The 18,059-nt window shown below is 37.7% G+C and carries 11 protein-coding genes; 10 read left to right on the top strand and 1 reads right to left on the bottom strand.

Translation table 11 applies throughout. The features are described 5' to 3' along the window. The first annotated feature begins 242 nt into the window (after window positions 1–242). Window positions 243–1,037 carry a sensor histidine kinase gene (locus ACTF6W_RS10900; RefSeq protein ID WP_438994573.1) on the top strand — a complete coding sequence of 265 codons (795 nt, stop codon included), beginning with the start codon at window positions 243–245 and terminating at the stop codon, window positions 1,035–1,037. 7 nt (window positions 1,038–1,044) lie between these two features. Next, entirely contained in the window at window positions 1,045–2,463 is a 1,419-nt protein-coding gene (locus ACTF6W_RS10895; RefSeq protein ID WP_438994572.1) for a sensor histidine kinase, read from the top strand. On the opposite strand, the gene ACTF6W_RS10890 is transcribed toward ACTF6W_RS10895, so the two are convergent. Beyond that, a complete protein-coding gene (locus ACTF6W_RS10890; protein WP_438994571.1) occupies window positions 2,464–4,020 on the bottom strand; it encodes a serine hydrolase in 1,557 nt (518 codons plus the stop codon). Window positions 4,021–4,214: 194 nt separating this feature from the next. On the opposite strand from ACTF6W_RS10890, the gene ACTF6W_RS10885 reads away from it, so the two are divergent. The 8 genes from ACTF6W_RS10885 to ACTF6W_RS10850 all read left to right on the top strand — a co-directional run bounded on the left by ACTF6W_RS10885 (window position 4,215) and on the right by ACTF6W_RS10850 (window position 17,876). Further along, window positions 4,215–6,416 (top strand): TonB-dependent receptor plug domain-containing protein, encoded by a 2,202-nt coding sequence (locus ACTF6W_RS10885; RefSeq protein ID WP_438994570.1) that lies wholly within the window; start codon window positions 4,215–4,217, stop codon window positions 6,414–6,416. A gap of 89 nt (window positions 6,417–6,505) precedes the next feature. Beyond that, a complete protein-coding gene (locus ACTF6W_RS10880) occupies window positions 6,506–8,749 on the top strand; it encodes a TonB-dependent receptor plug domain-containing protein (RefSeq protein ID WP_438994569.1) in 2,244 nt (747 codons plus the stop codon). Window positions 8,750–8,840: 91 nt separating this feature from the next. After that, window positions 8,841–11,057, top strand: a complete 2,217-nt coding sequence (locus tag ACTF6W_RS10875; protein ID WP_438994568.1) for a TonB-dependent receptor plug domain-containing protein — start codon at window positions 8,841–8,843, stop codon at window positions 11,055–11,057. Window positions 11,058–11,194: 137 nt separating this feature from the next. Next, complete coding sequence (locus ACTF6W_RS10870; RefSeq protein ID WP_438994567.1) at window positions 11,195–13,390, top strand: TonB-dependent receptor plug domain-containing protein; 2,196 nt, start codon at window positions 11,195–11,197, stop codon at window positions 13,388–13,390. Between the two features lie 287 nt (window positions 13,391–13,677). Further along, entirely contained in the window at window positions 13,678–15,867 is a 2,190-nt protein-coding gene (locus tag ACTF6W_RS10865) for a TonB-dependent receptor plug domain-containing protein (RefSeq protein WP_438994566.1), read from the top strand. A 114-nt stretch (window positions 15,868–15,981) separates the two neighbouring features. After that, a complete protein-coding gene (locus tag ACTF6W_RS10860; RefSeq protein ID WP_438994565.1) occupies window positions 15,982–16,287 on the top strand; it encodes a tetratricopeptide repeat protein in 306 nt (101 codons plus the stop codon). An 11-nt stretch (window positions 16,288–16,298) separates the two neighbouring features. Beyond that, on the top strand, window positions 16,299–16,808 hold the full coding sequence (locus tag ACTF6W_RS10855) for a tetratricopeptide repeat protein (RefSeq protein ID WP_438994564.1): 510 nt from the start codon (window positions 16,299–16,301) through the stop codon (window positions 16,806–16,808). 27 nt (window positions 16,809–16,835) lie between these two features. Then, a complete protein-coding gene (locus ACTF6W_RS10850) occupies window positions 16,836–17,876 on the top strand; it encodes a M15 family metallopeptidase (RefSeq protein ID WP_438994563.1) in 1,041 nt (346 codons plus the stop codon). Window positions 17,877–18,059 lie beyond the last annotated feature (183 nt).

Below are 18,059 nucleotides of genomic sequence, written 5' to 3'. Positions count from 1 at the left end.
CCGTCTTCTCCGCGCTTCCAGTTCTATTTAATTTGTTAGAGTGTTTACGTGTCATCTTCGTTCCTTCGTCATTATGATGAAACAAAAACACTCTCTTATGCAATACCCTTAATTAGTCCAACTTGGTCTGACGGGATACAGATGGTTATAGCGTAATCACTAGCCTATTTTTCGTCTATTTAAGTCATATATTTATTACTATTGGTTTGATTATGTTGACCATCGCCAAACGGCGGAATCAATTGATATCTGAAAGCCGTAAACATAAAAAACTTGAAAAATCATTGGTTGAAACTTTAGAAAAAGCGCAATTAGCAAATAATGAAAAAGATTTATTTCTAACCAATATGAGCCATGAATTAAGAACACCGCTTAACGCTATACTTGGTTTTTCTGAGAGTTTAAAACTAGACTATTATGGTAATTTAAATAAAAAACAATTGGAATATATCGATAATATTCATAGCGGTGGAGAGTTTCTTCTTAAGTTAATAACGGATTTACTTCACTTGTCTAATATCCAGGAAGGGAAGGTTGAGATTACACCAACCAACATCAACCTCTTCCATTTAATTGATAAAACAACACCATTACTTAATGAAATTGTTGGCCAAATAAATGTCAGTCTCGATATTGAAAGCAATATTGATCAAAATAAAACAACGTGGGCGAGCGTTTATGTAGATCAAATAAGGGTCGCACAGGTTTTAATAAACTTCGTTTCAAATGCCGTTAAATATGGTGATAGAACTTCAGATATTAAACTAAGCCTTGATGAAATAGATGATTGCTTCTTTAGGCTTTCTATCACCAACAAAGGCAAGGAAATTATGCCAGATCAATATGATAATATCTTTAAACCCTTTGATAGAGCCGGCGCAGATGAAAAGAAAATAGACGGAGTAGGCGTTGGGTTGTCTATTGCAAAACAATTGATTGAAGACATGAATGGTAAAATTGGTTTCTCAAGTAAAATTGACGAAGGGTCAGTCTTTTGGATTGATATTCCTAAATCAGAACAAAGACAGCTGATATAGGCGAAATATGAATTCACTTGATACAAATACACTTCAGCTAATCAGCACAATTATAATCGATGTCCTTATGATATTGATGCTTATTATTTGGCTCGGAAATAAATATTATAAATCAAACATGTGCTGGGGTATTTTCTCTATTTCGCTCGCATTTGATAGCACATTATCTTGTTTTACTGAAATTAGAAATATGGACACCTTTGTTTATGTTTTTAATATTATTGCTAGTCTAACTTATTTTTCTTTATCGATGGGAATGATAGAATTCACCCGCACAAAAATAGATCGAAGAATACTCTATTTCATTATGGCTTCTTGTATCATTATTAACCTTAGTGGGGCGTATATTGTATTTTCTGATGAATTAAGGCGTGCCATCATAATAGGATATAATACTATTTTCTTAATGATAAGCATATATGCGATTTCTAAAATTTCTTCTAAAGCTTATCTTCTAGAAAAAAATTCAATGCTCTTCCTCCTAATTGCGCATATTGGTATTCATGCATATTGGGCTTCTATTGACTTTAAAATTTCAGGAATTGACCATATATTATTTAGTCAAAGCGTCACGCCAATCTATATCATTTTATTTTTCGTTATGATTAACCTACTTTTGCTCACACTTGGACGAATTAGAAATCAATTAGAGAAAGAAAACGAGAAAAGCATTGCCATGAAAGAGGCTGTATCTCGCGCTTTAATTGAAACAAATGTTGCCAATAAATCAAAATCAATATTCCTGACAAATATGAGCCACGAATTAAGAACACCTTTAAATATTATTATCGGATTTTCTGATGCACTTAAGCTCGATATAACCGGGCCATTAAATGAAAAACAAAGAGGCTTTGTCGAAAATATCCATTTTGCTGGCAATCGATTATTAAATCTAATTAATGATTTACTCGATCTTAGCAATATAGAAAGCGGAAACTTGCCACCGGATCTGGAAAAAATTAGGTTGCGTGATCTGTTATCAAATCATGTTAAGGACCTAATGCGGCATGCGAATAACTATGGAATTACATTAAATGTCATTGATGATCTCGATGAAATTGAAGGACTTGTTTACGTGCATGGAAATAATGACTGGATTGCTCAGATCTTAATGGCATTAACAGATAATGCAGGCAAGTACGGAAATAAAAATGGCAACATTTGGATTAATGCTTTTCAGAATGATAAGGATACAATTCGAATAACCGTCAAAGATGAAGGACACGGCATTGCCGAAAACGAAATTAAAAATGTCTTTAAACCTTTTAATCGCGCTGGTGTGGATAGCAAAGCGATTGAAGGGACAGGAGCAGGATTAACAATCGTTAAAGGCCTTGTAGACGCCATGAATGGCAATATTGATTTTACCACCCAATATGGAAGTGGCACCACTTTCTGGATTGACCTGCCGATCAAATCTATATGATCATTCTACCTTTTTAAAATCAAGGTCATGAAAATCATAACTAAAATCGGTGAGGGGCGATATCGCCTTCATTTTTAAGCCATTCACATTACCTTCAAAATCAGTACTGAACATGGCATAAGCATCGGCGTTAAAACTTCTATTATCCCAAATCGCTTTAAAAGTATTAAATTTAAAAGGTGTCATTGATCCTTTTAATTTACTTGATTTAGCGGCCGTAAAATATAAGGCATCATCCTTTTTACTAATTTTCACATCACCAAACCAAGGGTCACGGTATAATCCAACGTAATCATCAAGCGGCAATAATGCTTCTGCTTCTTCATCTGATTGCTCTTCAGTCACTTGTGATGCTGCTCTTTCAATGTTCCTTTTTCGTATATCGGAAAAACGCGCTGTCCAATCAACATCGCCTGTTTCCAAGTAACTTTGTGAAATATTTTCCATTATTGCTCGCATTGCGGAACCATTTTCCTGATTAGTCAACACAACAATTCCCAATTTTTCTTTGGGTAGCATCACTGTATATGTCACCATACCGAGTAAACCACCCGTATGTGATACATGCTTTAATCCATGATAATCCTTTAATCTAAACCCTAGTCCATAAGCTGAGAAATTAGTGCCATGCCAATTCTTATCTGACTGATTGACCGGCTGAATTGTTTGAGGGGTCCACATTTCTTCATGTTGTTTTTTTGAAATTAATCCTGCGCCATCATTTAAATGAACGTCGACCCATTTTAACATGGCTCTTGCACTACATTGAATGCCGCCGGCTGCAGCAATAACCATTGGATCACCTATTTCATGTAACCGGCTTGCTTTATGTAATTTTCCGTCAACGGTCACGTGTGGTTCTGCAACATTTTCTTGTTCAGCTAATCCCGTTATATCGGCAAGACAGCTTTTTCCAATGGAAAGCTGGTTCATAATTCTGCTTTGCACAAAATCTTCATATGACATGCCCGACGCTGCAGCAATAACTTCGCCGGCGACTACATATAAAGTGTTATCATACGCATATTCAGTTCTAAATCCGCTTACCATTTTTAAATGACGGATATTTTCAATTATTTCTTTTCTGGTTCTTTCCGTTGATGGCCAAAACATTAAATCCCCAGCACCAAGCCCCATACCACTTCTGTGTGTTAAAAGATCACGTATGGTAAATTCACGAGTCACCCACGCGTCCATCATTCTGAAGTTCGGTAAAAAATCAATTACCTTGTCATCCCAACGAAGGACACCATCATCAACCAAGATTGCAAGCGCCGCGGCAGTAAAGGCTTTACTATTTGATGCAATCGCATATAGCGTATCGCCATCAACAAGTCCTTCTTTGCCCACTTCACGAACGCCATAGCCTTTTAAATGTTCAATAGAGCCATTTTTAATGACACCAACAGCAATGCCCGGAATATTAAATTCGGTCATAGCCTCTGTGACAAACTGATCTAATCTTTCTTCACTTAAGTTTCCTGCAAAAACGGGCAGATGGCTAGCCACAACTAAAATTGAACTAAGTAATGATTTTTTAAAGGATATTTTTTTCATTGTTTCCACATTCTAAAAATTTTTCATACAAATGATAGTATAAAACAAATAATATCCAAAGAAAAAATCACTTCAAAACAATAACTTATATTTATTTATAAAAAACAATATTTTTTTCAAAGGTTTTCATGTAATAAAACGTAATATTGTTACATGTTGGAATTATTCTTAAATGGCGAAACTGAAAGACAATAATGAATAATAAAAAACGCCTCGTAACTGCGTTAATGACTAACGTTTTTACATTTTCACAGTTCGCCTACGCCCAAAATGTTGAAAGCGATGGAGATGCCTCCATCGTTACTTATGAAAAAGAATATTTTGCAGATTACAATGCGGTTACTCTTTTGGATATGTTGCAAATCATACCAGGCGCCAATGACATTTTAAATAAAAACCAAAACCAACGCGGTGGTAATAGTGCGAGTGGACAAAGGGCAAGGGGCTTTGGTTCCGGTGGTGACCAGATTTTGATTAATGGTAAAAGATTGGCCGGTAAAACCAATAGTGTTGATGACACTTTGGGCAGAATATCTGCTGATCAAGTCGAAAAGATCGAACTGATACGCGGTGCAACCGCTGGCCTAGATGTTCAAAGCCAAGGTCTTGTTATCAATATTACTCTTGCCGGTGGTGCAAGTACATCAACAACGTTCGTCAGATTACAAAATCGTTATACCATTCACCATAGAAACCAACCTGGTGCACTAATATCACATAGTGGTTCATGGGATGCGCTTGATTACACATTTAGTATTGAACGTAAAAGAGGCGGCTTTAACCGTGAAAGAATAGAACAATTCTTAGATGCAAATGGCGATAAAACCGCAGATCAATTTGTTGATCATAAATTTGATTATAAAAGCATCGAGATGATTACCAATCTTTCTTATGCTTTTAAAGATAATTCAAATCTTCGTCTTAACGGCCTTTATGAACCTGCGGGTTGGGATGGTCTTGAAACACGTGATAACACATCAAGCACGCTTCGCCCATTAACTTGGAACACGGACGGGGATAATGACAAATGGGAAGTAGGTGGTGATTACTCACGCAGCAATGTCCCTTTGCTTGGTTCGTTAAGGTTACTATTCTTAATTAATGGGGAAACAAGATCTGAATTACATAATCGTTTTAGAGGAAGCGACGCGGAAGAATTCGAATATAATATTGAATACAATAACGAAAAGAAAAATGAACGTATATTCCGTCTTGCCTTCACAACATCACTTACGGATAAGCAAGCTATAGAATATGGTGCGGAAACAGCCATTAACACAAGTGAACGTTTCTTTAGAAATGAGGAACGCGAGACAGCACTAGATATACTTGAACTTACCAATAGTGATGTGGTGGATATTAAAGAAAATAGATACGAAATTTTCGCCCATCATACCTATAATATTACACTAAATTTTGTTGTTCAAACATCCCTTCAAAATGAATTTTCTAAAATTGTTGCAAACAATGTTTTCGCTGGCGCTGCGCCAACGACGCGCGATACGAGTTTTTCATATTTCAAACCACGCATCAATTTAAGGTATGATTTAGGGGAACGAGATCAGGTTCGTGCAACCGTTGAAAAGAAAGTCAGTCAATTAAATTTTAGCAACTTCGTCACCAGATTTGATCGATTGGCCAATGTGCTGCGTGTTGGAAATACAAATATTCGTCCTGAACAGGTTTGGGAATATTCCGTTCAATATGAGCATCGTTTCTTAAATGATGGAGGATCATTTGATATTGAATTATTTTATCACAGGTTTAACGATCATATTACCCGAGTTGATTTTTCCGAATATGAAAATTTTACAGGTGATAGCATAGCTGCTGAAGCATTTTTTAATTTACCACCTACTGTAGCCCTGCGGGATAATATCTCTTTTCTTTCAAAATCTGGAAATATTCCAAATGCAACCGCTTACGGCGTTCGCGCAAATACAAGCATAAGATTAAGTTTTATCGGGCTCCAAAACGCTGTTCTTGCGCTTAATTATGTCTTTGATAAAACAGAAGCCATTGACCAATTTACTGGAACCAAAAGACCATTTGATTGGCGCAGCCCTCATACTTTTGGTTTTAACTTCCGTCATGATTTAAATGATTATGGGGTTAGTTATGGTATTAGTGGGCAAGCCCAAAGCAATCGTGAAAGCAACGATATCGATTATAATTGGATAGCCGATCCTATTATGTCCTTAGAAGCATTCGTCGAATATACATTTAATAATGGGGTTAAAGTCAGGCTTGCTGGTGAAAACCTTAGAACAAAAAGATGGGATTCTGATTTTAATAGATATCAAGACCATATTCGTTTTGGCGAATTTAATGGAACCCTCAGAAGACTAGAAAAGCAAGCCACCGAAATTGAAATTTCCGTTCAAGCAACGTTCTAACCTCAAAATGTAATCGTTCTATATTTTGATTGTAAATTGTTATAATATAATATTATAATATAACGGTAAATTTAAGGGGTTTAACATTGATGTTACGTAAAATTGGGATTGTGGGAAATACCCGTAATTTATCCATTATCTTATTATCTACTGTTTTTTCATTTTCACTTGCGAGTGCGCAGGAGACTTCGAACGATAGTGAAGCGGCAACAGTTTCATATAATGCAGATTTTTTTACTGAATATGCGCCCGTAACCCTCGTTGATATGCTACAGCGCGTTCCTGGCGTTCAAGAAATTTTAAATCGCAACCGTCAACAAAGAAACTCTGGCGGCGGGGGTGCTAGCAGTCGTGGTGCACGCGGATTTGGATCTGGTGGTGACCAAATTTTAATCGATGGTAAAAGACTAGCCGGTAAAAGCAACAACATTGATGATACCTTAGGACGCATTTCTGCAGAGCAAGTAGAAAGAATTGAACTGATCCGTGGCGCATCAAGTGGACTTGATGTTCAAAGTCAAGGTTTAGTGGTTAACATCATTTTAAAAGAAGGCGCGTCTAATTCGACAACCTTCGTTCAAATGAAAAGCGAAGTCAAAGAAGGAAATAACCCAGGGTTTGAAGCCCTTATTTCACACAGTGGTGCTTTGGGGTCGATGGATTATACTTTGTCTGCGGCGCGCACTAATAATAATAATTTCTTTACACGGGACGAGCAATTTTTTGATGCTGCAGATGTAAATACTAATAACCGTTTAATCGATAGCAGCAGCAGCGAACAGGGCTATAGATTTAACGGTAATGTTGATTATTCTTTTGAAAGCGGTTCAGTATTACGCCTTAACGGACAATATGAGGGCGAAACAGAATTTCGCGATGATGCCCGTGATCAAACAGGAGATTCACCCGATTTCATTCGCTGGGTCAATGATGATTCATCAAAAAATTGGGAAGTTGGCGGTGATTTCACTACAAAGTTAGGGTTTCTGGGGAATTTTAAAACATTATTTGTCGTCAATCGCCGTGAAGAAGATGAAAATGCTATTCGTTACCGCGACACCAATACCACACCATATATTTATACCGAAGATGATGAACTCGAAGTCAGAAAAGAAAAAATCATAAGAACATCACTGACGAATTCATTTGGAAGCAAACAAACTTTAGAATTTGGCGCGGAAGCGGCCATCAATACTTTTGATAAGTCTTTTGAAAGCATCAATAGAGATGCGCCAACAGACCCTTTTGAACTTGTGACCCGCGACAGAGTTGAAATTCAGGAAAATCGTTATGAAATTTTCGCAAATCATACATATAACTTTTCGCAAAAACTGGTTCTACAAAGTTCCTTAATCACTGAAATATCAAATATTGTTGCTGAAAACCTTTTTCCCGATGGATCATTAATTGATCGTCGTGATACCAGTTTCACCTATTTTAAACCACGGGCAAATTTACGTTATGACGTTACAGGCAGTGATCAGCTACGCGCAACCGTTGAAAAGAAAGTAAGCCAACTCGAATTTCAAAATTTTGTCACACGTTATGATCAGCGAATTGAGCAATTCCAATTCGGTAATACACAAATTCGTCCTGAACAAGTGTGGGAATTCTTACTTGCTTATGAGCATCGCTTTCCAAATGATGGCGGCTCATTTGAAATTGAAGGGTTCTACCGCGATTTTACGGATAAAATTGAACGTATTGATTTTACACAATATTATGATTTTGGGTTTAATCCACTTAATAATTTTAATGAGTTTGCTGCGATTTCACCAGATGCCGCCTTACGTGAATTTGTTGATGATAACGGAGAAGGGTTCGTTTCAAAATCTGGTAATATCGATAAAGGCAGCAGCTTTGGTGCAAATGTAAAAGCAAGTGTTCGTTTTGGTTTTATTGGTGTACCCAATGCAGTACTCAGTGCAAATTACACATTCGAAAAAAGTAACATTATCGACCAATTCACCTTTTTAGACAGAAGATTTGTTCGTAATTCAATTCATCGCGTAAGTGTTGATTATCGCCATGACATTACAGACATTGGCCTTGCTTATGGTGCCCGTGCTAGGTTTACATCAGATGCGGCAACCAATGACATAAACTTTTATTGGCCCTTTAGCCCGCAGGCATTCGTTGGACTATTCGTTGAATATAATATTTTGCCAACGGTTAAATTACGTATAGATGCTAAACAACTGACAGGAAGACGCGGTGTATCCACACAATTCTTGTATAATGATCATATTGGATTAAACGATCTTCGAAACCGCATCGAAAGAGACACCAGTGTCCCTCGTGAACTTGAAGTATCTATTTCAGGCACATTCTAAAATCAATACATTATAATATAACAATTGATTGTTATGACTTAACGTTCTATACCCATTCCATATTTAATTTACATTTTTAATATTAAAAGCCATGAACAATAAAAAATTTATGTCAGCGCTTCTTATTTCCTGTTCAATTATTATGACGGATTATAGTAAGGCGCAGGAAGATAGCAGTAGCGGATCAACTGTGGTCGCTTACGGCCGTGATTATTTTGAAAACCTAACCACTGTTACACTTCTTGATATGCTACAAGCGGTTCCCGGCGTTCCCGATATACTGAATAAAAACCGCCAACAACGTCGCGGTGGGCCAGGTGCAAGTAACAGGGGCGAACGCGGCTTTGGCGCAGGCGGTGACCAAATTTTAATTGATGGCAAAAGGCTCGCAGGTAAAAGCAATAATATTGATGATACCTTAGGACGTATTTCAGCAGAACAAGTGGAACGAATTGAACTTATACGAGGCGCAGCAGCAGGACTTGATGTCCAAAGTCAAGGCCTCGTTGTTAATGTAATTATGCGCGAAGGACAATCAACATCAACAACATTTGTTCAAATTAACGGTGAATATTCCGGCGGTCATTATTTTACACCAGAATTTCTAATTTCCCATAGTGGCGCAAAAGGTAACTTTGAGTATATTCTTAGTTACGAACATCAGAATAATGATTTCTTTTTCGATGCCGTTGAAACTTTCTTTGATGCGGATGATAACGAATTTGCAGTGCGGACAGTTAATGGTGATTTTGACCGTTTCGGCAATAATTTTAACACCAATCTTGGATACCAATTCGATGATGGTTCGCGTTTACGCCTTAATGGGTTATATGAACCAAACGGTGTTAATGGTGAAGAAACGCGTGATAAGTCATCTGATGCACTCAGACCCATTTTTTGGGACTCAGACCGCGATGTTAATCGTTGGGAAATTGGCGGTGATTATGAACGTAATATGGGGTTTTTGGGAAACTTAAAAACATTGTTTGTGGTGAATGAAATCAAAACGGATGTAACCGTAAATCGCTTTCGAGGATCAGGCGATGAAAGGTTTGAATATACCCGCGACATAACTGATGAGGACCGTAGCGAAAAAATATTACGTGGATCTTTATCCAAATCTATTTTTGGCGACCAAACACTCGAAATTGGTGGTGAAGGGGCCTTCAACACTTATGATAAGTCCTATGATAATTTTGACCGCGATGATGCTGATAGTGAACTTATCATTGATAATACAGATGACGTTAGAATTAAAGAAAACCGTTTCGAAGTCTTTGCAAATCACAGCTATAATATTTCTTCAAATATGCAACTTCAAAGCTCATTAATTACTGAGTTCTCAAAGATCGTAGCTGATACTTATCAAGATACTACAATCATTGACACTCGTAATACGAGTTTCACTTATTTAAAACCGCGCGTCAATTTCCGCTATGATATTACCAACCAAGATCAATTAAGATTACTCGTAGAAAAGAAAGTCAGCCAGCTTGATTTTAATAATTTTGTCACAAGATTTGATCAGCAAGCACAAATTTTTCGCTTTGGTAACACTCAAATCCGTCCTGAACAAACTTGGGATTTTTCTGCAACATTTGAACATCGCCTTCCCAATGATACCGGATCCTTTGAAATAGAGGCTTTCTACAGGAAATATACGGATCATATTTCGACTGTCGATTTTACGCAATATTATGATTTCAATCTAAACCCTATTGATGGATCAGATGCCTTTTTTGCATTAAACCCTGATCAAGCTTTACGCGATTTTGTTGATGACAATGGCGAAAGTTATTCCGCCAAACAAGGGAATATTCCAACGGCAAAAGCCTACGGTGCAAAAATAAGAACCAACCTTCGCCTAGGATTCATTGGCGTACCCAGTGCCACATTAAGTGTGAATTATACCTTCGAACGACGTCGTGCAATTGATCAATTCACACTGCAAGAAAGAAACTTTGACCGTCACTCTAACCATCAGGTTGATGTAAACTTTCGCCATGACGTAACTCAATATCAACTTGCATATGGTCTTGAGTTTACTGCTCGTAGTGATTTTCAACGTTATTTCATAGACTTCTTTTGGCCAAACCAACCAGCAGCAAACATTAAGATCTTTGCTGAGAAAACACTATTCAGGGATTATAAAATCCGCTTTGAAGGTGAGGGGTTAAACGGTGATAGAGGTGCATCAAATTACTCCATTTATAATGATCACATCAGATTTAATGATTTACGGGAACGTCAATTAAGAAAGAATACACGGCCCATTGAGCTAAGAATTTCTATTCAGGGCACTTTTTAGATTGCATTATAATATAACGTTTGATTATTTCACTCATTTCAATTATACAAAATTTATAATCTTCACTAAATGAATAATATAGATTCATGTGAAAGCATTATAGGGAACAATAAAGAAATCAGTGGGACTAATTTATAATGAGTAAGTATATAGTATCAGCAGTATTTGTAGGCCTACTTTCCTCCACAGTGCTAACGCCGACATTATCAAATGCTGCCGATGGCGAGGAAGACGCCCTAAGCGAAGCATCAATCGTCACATACGAAGCCGATTTTTTTATTCAATATGATCCCGTATCCCTTCTGGATATGCTGCAACGCATTCCTGGTATATCTGATGTCTTAAACAGCGGACGAAGAGGGCAAGGACGCGGACAACGTGGTTTCGGAAATTCCGGTGATCAAATTTTAATTGACGGAAAAAGACTTGCTGGAAAATCAAATAATATTAATGATACTCTTTCACGCATTCCATCAACGCAAGTTGTTAAAATTGATTTGATCCGCGGTGCCTCTAGCGGGCTAGATGTACAAAGTGATGGTTTGGTTATTAATATTATCCTCGCAGAAGGAGCATCACAATCAACAACTTTTGTCCGAGTGATAGGGGAATATACATTTGGCCATAAATTTCTTCCTCAATTTTTAGTATCTCACAACGGTGCAAAGGGAAATTTAAATTACACCTTTAGCGTTGAGCGTAAAAATGACAATGGTTATCGTCCAATGGAAGAAATATTCTTTGATGAACTTGATAATCAGACAGGAACTCAAAATATTGAACATGAGTTTGGGTTCCGTGCTTGGAATTTCACAACAAACCTTGGTTATAATTTTGAGGATGGTGCCGAACTTCGTCTAAATGGCCTCTTTGAGCCTAATCAATTTTTCTTCCACGAAGAACGCGTTGAACTCGGTGATGATCCAGATAGTTTAATCTGGGACCGCGATACGGATAATGGACGCTGGGAAGTGGGAGGTGATTATTTAAGAAACCTTGGCTTTTTAGGACGTTCAAAAACGCTTTTCGTCGTTAATCGTGGTACTGAAGATACTGAAGTATTCAGACAACGTGATTTAACTGACCCCCAATACACCTACCGTGAAGAATTTACCGACGCTGTCAGAAGTGAGAAAATCTTCAGGACTTCTATTACGCCAACTATTGCTGCGGGACAAACCATTGAGATTGGTGGTGAAGTAGCCATTAACACATTTGATAAGGTTTTTAATAGCTTTGACCGTGATGAAGCGCCAGATCCGCTGCAGTTAAAGTCAGCAGATAACGTAGAAATTCAAGAAAACCGTTACGAGGTTTTTGCCATTCACAGTTATAACATCACGCCAAAATTTGTGATGCAAAGCTCACTAACGACAGAATTTTCTAATATTATTGCTGATAACATCTTTGCAGATAACACGGTCGATAGACGAGATACGAGCCTCACTTATTTAAAGCCAAGAGTAAATTTCAGATATGATTATACTGAACGTGATCAAATGAGATTGACCGTAGAGAAGAAAGTAAGTCAGTTAAGATTTGATAGCTTTGTAACATCATATGATGCCCAAAATGATGAAGTTAGAGTAGGGAACACGGAACTGCTTCCAACACAAACTTGGGAATTTGTACTTGGTTATGAACACCGACTTGCCAATGACGCGGGCACGTTTGAAGGGCAGGCTTATTACCATCACCGCATTGACCATCAAACGCGAATTGATTTTACGGAATATCGTGATGACATTGGTGGAAATATTATCACGGTAGATGAATTTTTTAATTTACCACCTTCAGCAGCACTGCGCGATGAAACTGATTTTGTTCCGACACAAGGCAACATCGATAGCGCTTACATTTATGGTGTCGATCTAAAAAGCAATTTACGTCTCGGATTTATTGGCGTACCAGATGCAGTATTATCACTAGGATACCGATTTGAAAAACGTCGCTCTCTTGATCAATTTACACAATTGATGCGTAATTTTGCCCGTCACTCTGATCATGTTTATAATATCAATTATCGACACGATATTACAAGTATCGGACTGGCTTATGGTTTTATTTTTAACATTAGAAGCGATTGGGCAAATTATGACATGCGATACTTCCAACCTCAAAGTCCATCAGCACGTATAAGTGCATTTGCAGAATATAACTTATCACAGACAATAAAAATGCGTTTAGACCTTATTGAAATAACTGGTTCGCAAGGGCATCAAACAACGATAAGATATACAGATCATATTCGCTTTAATGAAATTAATGCCCGCGAAGAACGCGAAAATAATAAACCCCGTGCCCTCCAAGTTTCATTGCAAGGAAGCTTTTAATTACAAATAATTAGCTAATAATTATTACTTCACAATAAATTGAACATAAAACATTACATTATATGAAATTGTTATAACATAACCCTTGATTATTATGGTTAATTCTTCTATGTCTCAACATGATTTGTAACATTTCTTTTAATCATTGTAATCTGCAAGGATTGTAATTTCGTAAGCAAAAGATAAAATATTATTTATCAACATCAGTTCTCTAAATCATAACCCTTATTTAAGATTTATGCTCTATAGAATACGAATACATTTTAACTTTTTTATTTATAAGTACCATGCACAAAAAAATTATATCTCTTCTTTTACTCGGATCTACTTTTAATAGCCCTGCCTATGCGGCCGGCCAAGCAGACGATCCTGTAGCTGAATATTCATCAATCACAAGATATAGTTTCGACTATTTTGCAGAATTTGCCCCTGTTACCCTTCTTGATATGCTTCAACGTATTCCTGAAGCTCAACAAATACTTGCACAGAGTACTGGCGGTAACAATCGCGGCCAAGGGGGCGGCAGGCGTGGTTTTGGTGCCGGCGGTGATCAAATTTTGATTAACGGTAAAAGACTGTCCGGTAAGGCTAATAACATTAGTGATACCATGGCACGAGTTTCAGCGGGTACCGTAAAAGAAATTCAACTTATCCGCGGAGCCGTCGAAGGACTTGATGTACAAAGTGAAGGTTTGGTTATCAATATCCAATTAGAAGCCGGCATATCGACTTCGACAACTTTCTGGAATGTTGGTGGTGTTTATTATGAAGGATTTGATGTTAATCCAACATTCACATTTTCACATAGCGGATCTTCTAGTAAATTTGAATATTTGTTTGGTGTCGAAAGAAAACATTTTGAATTTCATTTTGACCGTGATGAAATATATACCAATGCTGATGGTGAACGTACAGAATCATTATTTGTTGAAGGTGATTTCATTCGCCCAAGCACGGCCTTTACGACCAATCTTACATATGCTTTTGAAGAACACGGGACATTACGCTTAAACGGACTTTATGAACCACGTAGCAATGATGGTCAGGAACTTCGTATTGAAGAAGGTGACGGGGCATTTTACCGCCGTACACCGCGCGAATCAACAGGTAGCCGCTGGGAAATTGGTGGAGATTATGAACGACAATTAGGATCTTTAGGGCAATTAAAAACCTTATTCGTTGCTAATCGCGATCAACAAGATGAATTCGATGAACGTTTTAGTGCGCCTGACGCGACTTTCAATAGCCAAAGTTTAACGGAAATCACAAATCGTTCCGAAAGAATTTTACGCGCCTCATTAACACGTCCTATTTTTGGTAATCAAACTTTGGAATTAGGTGGCGAGGGTGCATTTAACACATTCGACCAAAAATTCGATCAGTTAACCTTTAGCGATGAAAACACCATAAGCTCAATTGATGCGCAAGATGAAGTTGAAATTGGCGAAAAACGTTATGAAGTTTTTGGTATCCATAACTATAACTTTAGTAATGCGATCTCCTTACAAAGCTCACTAATTACAGAGTTTTCGACAATTACTGCGGATACGATCATTCCGACAGGTGGTGTTAGTCGTCGTCAAACAAGTTTTACCTTTCTAAAACCACGATTTAATGCCCGCTATGATATTACCGAAACTGATCAGCTTCGGTTACTTGCTGAAAAAGAAGTGAGTCAACTTGATTTTGGCAACTTTATTACCCGTTGGGATAATGCGGCCCAAGTATTAATCGAAGGAAACACGGCAATTAAGCCTCAAGAAAGATGGCGTTATTCTGCAACACTAGAACACCGCTTTGCCAAAAATTTAGGAACTGTACAAGTTGAAGTATTTTATGCGGATTTCAAAGACTTTATCGGTAATGTTGATTTTAGTGAATATCAGGATGAGCTAGGAAATGTGGTAACAGCTGACCAATATTTCGCTTTGCCGCCAAGTGATGGTTTAAGAGATGCGACATCATTCACTGCCCGAAGCGGTAACATTCGTAAAGCCACTGCTTATGGCGCAAGGTTAATAAGTAATATTAGACTTGATAATCTTGGTGTTACGGGCGGCGTAATAAATGTTAATTATCTTTATGCTCGTAGAAGAACAACCGACCAATTTACTGGTGAAGAACGCCGCTGGGACCGTAGGTCAGATCATGACTTAAGAGTAGGTTACCGCCAAGATTTAAATGAATGGCGTGTTTCTTACGGTGTAAATGCCCGATATAGAAGTGATTTTGAGAGGTTCTTCATTAGATATTATTGGCCTAATAGTCCTGCAATTGAACTTGGTGCTTTCGCAGAAATGATTATATTTGATGGGATTAGAGCACGTATTGAGGGCTCACAATTAACCGGAAAAAGACAAGAATCTATTCTTATTAACTATTCTGATCACATTCGTTTTAACGATGTAACCAGAATTGATGATCGCCGCACACGTACCGCTCAGGAAATAAGGTTTTCTTTGCAAGGTACTTTTTAAGAGATATCTCTTTTTATAAAGGCTTTTTCGTAAACTCTGTCCGATTATTATTGTCAAATTACCAATTAGTCGATAACCTAATCGACGTTTTAAAACATTAGGATAGGTGTTAAATTGTTTATTCGCTTTTTAATCATTTGCATGATGTTTCTCTCAACTCTTACTTCTTCGGTATTCGCCGATAATAGTAAAGGGGAAGAAGCATATCAAGCAGGAAATTATGGCGTTGCATTGGTTGAATTTACCAAAGCCGCTGATGAAGGGGATATGAACGCACAATTTAATTTAGGGGTGATGTATGAACATGGTCATGGCGTCGATCAAAGTGACCTAAAAGCGGCTGAGTGGTATCAACTTGCTGCTGATAATGGTCATCCGGAAGCACCGATGGCTTTACAATTGCTATATGAATATTTTTAAGGTTATATAAAATGTTAAATTTAAACACTGTCAAATCAGTCCTAACTTTCCTCATTTTGCTTATATTATTGCCGATTTCAAATGCATTAGCGGGTTATGAAGAAGCGAAAGAAGCTTATGATGATCGCCGTTTTGAAGAGGCTTTTGAAGGCTTTACGGAAGCGGCCGAAGATGGCCACATGTTAGCCCAATATTACTTAGCCGTTATGTATGCAACAGGTCGCACTCTCCCTAGAGATGACGTTACGGCTTATAAATGGTTTATGAAAGCCGCACTTCAAGGACACCCAATTTCACAGGGTAATATCGGTACAATGAAATTAAATGCACGTGGCACTGACTTTGATGTAACGGGTTCTTATTTTTGGTTCATATTAGCCGAAGACGGCGGTTTTAAAAAAGCACGTAAATTTATGTGGCGTGTCACAAATTATATGGAACGCGATGATATCAATAGCATTCAAGCAAAAGCCGCAGAATGGATAAAAGAAAACCGCGGAGAGCGTCCAGAAGAAGGCTAAACTTAGTAGGGGAGAGTAACATTGCAAATGCTTCAGAAATTCGTTTTTGTCGTTTTAATTGCTTGTATGAGCGGGAACTTACAAGCGCAACAATATGAATTCGGAGAAAAACCGCCTGCCGCTCAGCAAAACTTAATACCTATGCTTGGCGAATATCATTTGGGTGAAGAAAAAATCATCATCCGTGAAGATGGCGGAAGGCTCCACGCGATTATTAACCCTACATTTGATGGTTCTTCACCTGATACCATGAAGGACTGGCCTCTAAGCTTTATAGCACCTGGTAAATATACCTATAGCTTTCGCGGGGAATTTGCGACATTCATTTTTCAATTCGATAGTGACGGCAAGTCAAAATCAATTGTGATCAATAATGTAACCTATAATCGTAATAATATTGAACCAAGCAATGGTAATACCTTTAAGGTGGAACTTGATAAAACGATTGACGAATATATCGAAGATGCGCTTGCTGCATCGCCGCCTAAAGAAAAAGGCGATTTTAGAGAACCTGATCTAGTCGACGTCACGACTGTCCTTGAAAATGTAAAATTAGATGTTCGTTACTCTACGACAAATAATTTCTTAAATGCACCAACATATTCAGAAGCAAAAAGTTTTCTTCATCGTCCTGCCGTTATGGCGTTAAATGAAGCAAATAAAAGATTTAATGCAATGGGATATGGCATTGTCGTTCATGATGCTTATCGTCCATGGTATGTGACTAAAATTTTCTGGGATGCCACAGAGGGGGATGAGCGTAATTTTGTTGCCAATCCTGATAATGGATCCATTCACAACAGAGGAAGCGCCATTGATCTCACTCTTTACGAATTAAAAACTGGTGAAGTAATCAAAATGGTCGGAACATATGATGAAATGACAGATCGTTCTTATCCCGAATATATGGGAGGTACTGCTCTAGAGAGATGGCACCGCGCATTACTGCGTCATGTTATGGAAGATGTCGGCTTTACAGTATTAGAGAACGAATGGTGGCATTTCGATTATAAAGATTGGCAAGAATATCCTATTTTAAATAATACATTTGATGAATTAGTACGATAGTTTAGTTTAAAACTAGTAAGGGCCATTATGCGGGAACCAATATGTACCCCGTCAAAGCTTATGAGACCATTTAAAGTATTTGCATAAGAGAGGTTTTGATCTCATCGTAATTTTGTGAAGGAATGAAGATGAGAACTAAACCTACTAATTCAAAAGCCACCAAGATGGTTAAAGATATTCGCC

The sequence above is a fragment of the Pseudemcibacter sp. genome, assembly GCF_965661635.1.
Classification (GTDB): domain Bacteria; phylum Pseudomonadota; class Alphaproteobacteria; order Sphingomonadales; family Emcibacteraceae; genus Pseudemcibacter.
The sequence above is the reverse complement of the archived record's forward strand: the minus strand, read 5'-3'. Positions and strand labels throughout refer to the sequence as shown.

Excerpts from the sequence above, each read along its gene's own strand:
- ACTF6W_RS10885 (WP_438994570.1), top strand. The coding sequence starts at position 4,215 with ATGAATAATAAAAAACGCCTCGTAACTGCGTTAATGACTAACGTTTTT.
- ACTF6W_RS10880 (WP_438994569.1), top strand. The coding sequence starts at position 6,506 with ATGTTACGTAAAATTGGGATTGTGGGAAATACCCGTAATTTATCCATT.
- ACTF6W_RS10850 (WP_438994563.1), top strand. The coding sequence starts at position 16,836 with ATGCTTCAGAAATTCGTTTTTGTCGTTTTAATTGCTTGTATGAGCGGG.
- ACTF6W_RS10895 (WP_438994572.1), top strand. The coding sequence starts at position 1,045 with ATGAATTCACTTGATACAAATACACTTCAGCTAATCAGCACAATTATA.
- ACTF6W_RS10855 (WP_438994564.1), top strand. The coding sequence starts at position 16,299 with ATGTTAAATTTAAACACTGTCAAATCAGTCCTAACTTTCCTCATTTTG.
- ACTF6W_RS10865 (WP_438994566.1), top strand. The coding sequence starts at position 13,678 with ATGCACAAAAAAATTATATCTCTTCTTTTACTCGGATCTACTTTTAAT.
- ACTF6W_RS10875 (WP_438994568.1), top strand. The coding sequence starts at position 8,841 with ATGAACAATAAAAAATTTATGTCAGCGCTTCTTATTTCCTGTTCAATT.
- ACTF6W_RS10870 (WP_438994567.1), top strand. The coding sequence starts at position 11,195 with ATGAGTAAGTATATAGTATCAGCAGTATTTGTAGGCCTACTTTCCTCC.
- ACTF6W_RS10890 (WP_438994571.1), bottom strand. The coding sequence starts at position 4,020 with ATGAAAAAAATATCCTTTAAAAAATCATTACTTAGTTCAATTTTAGTT.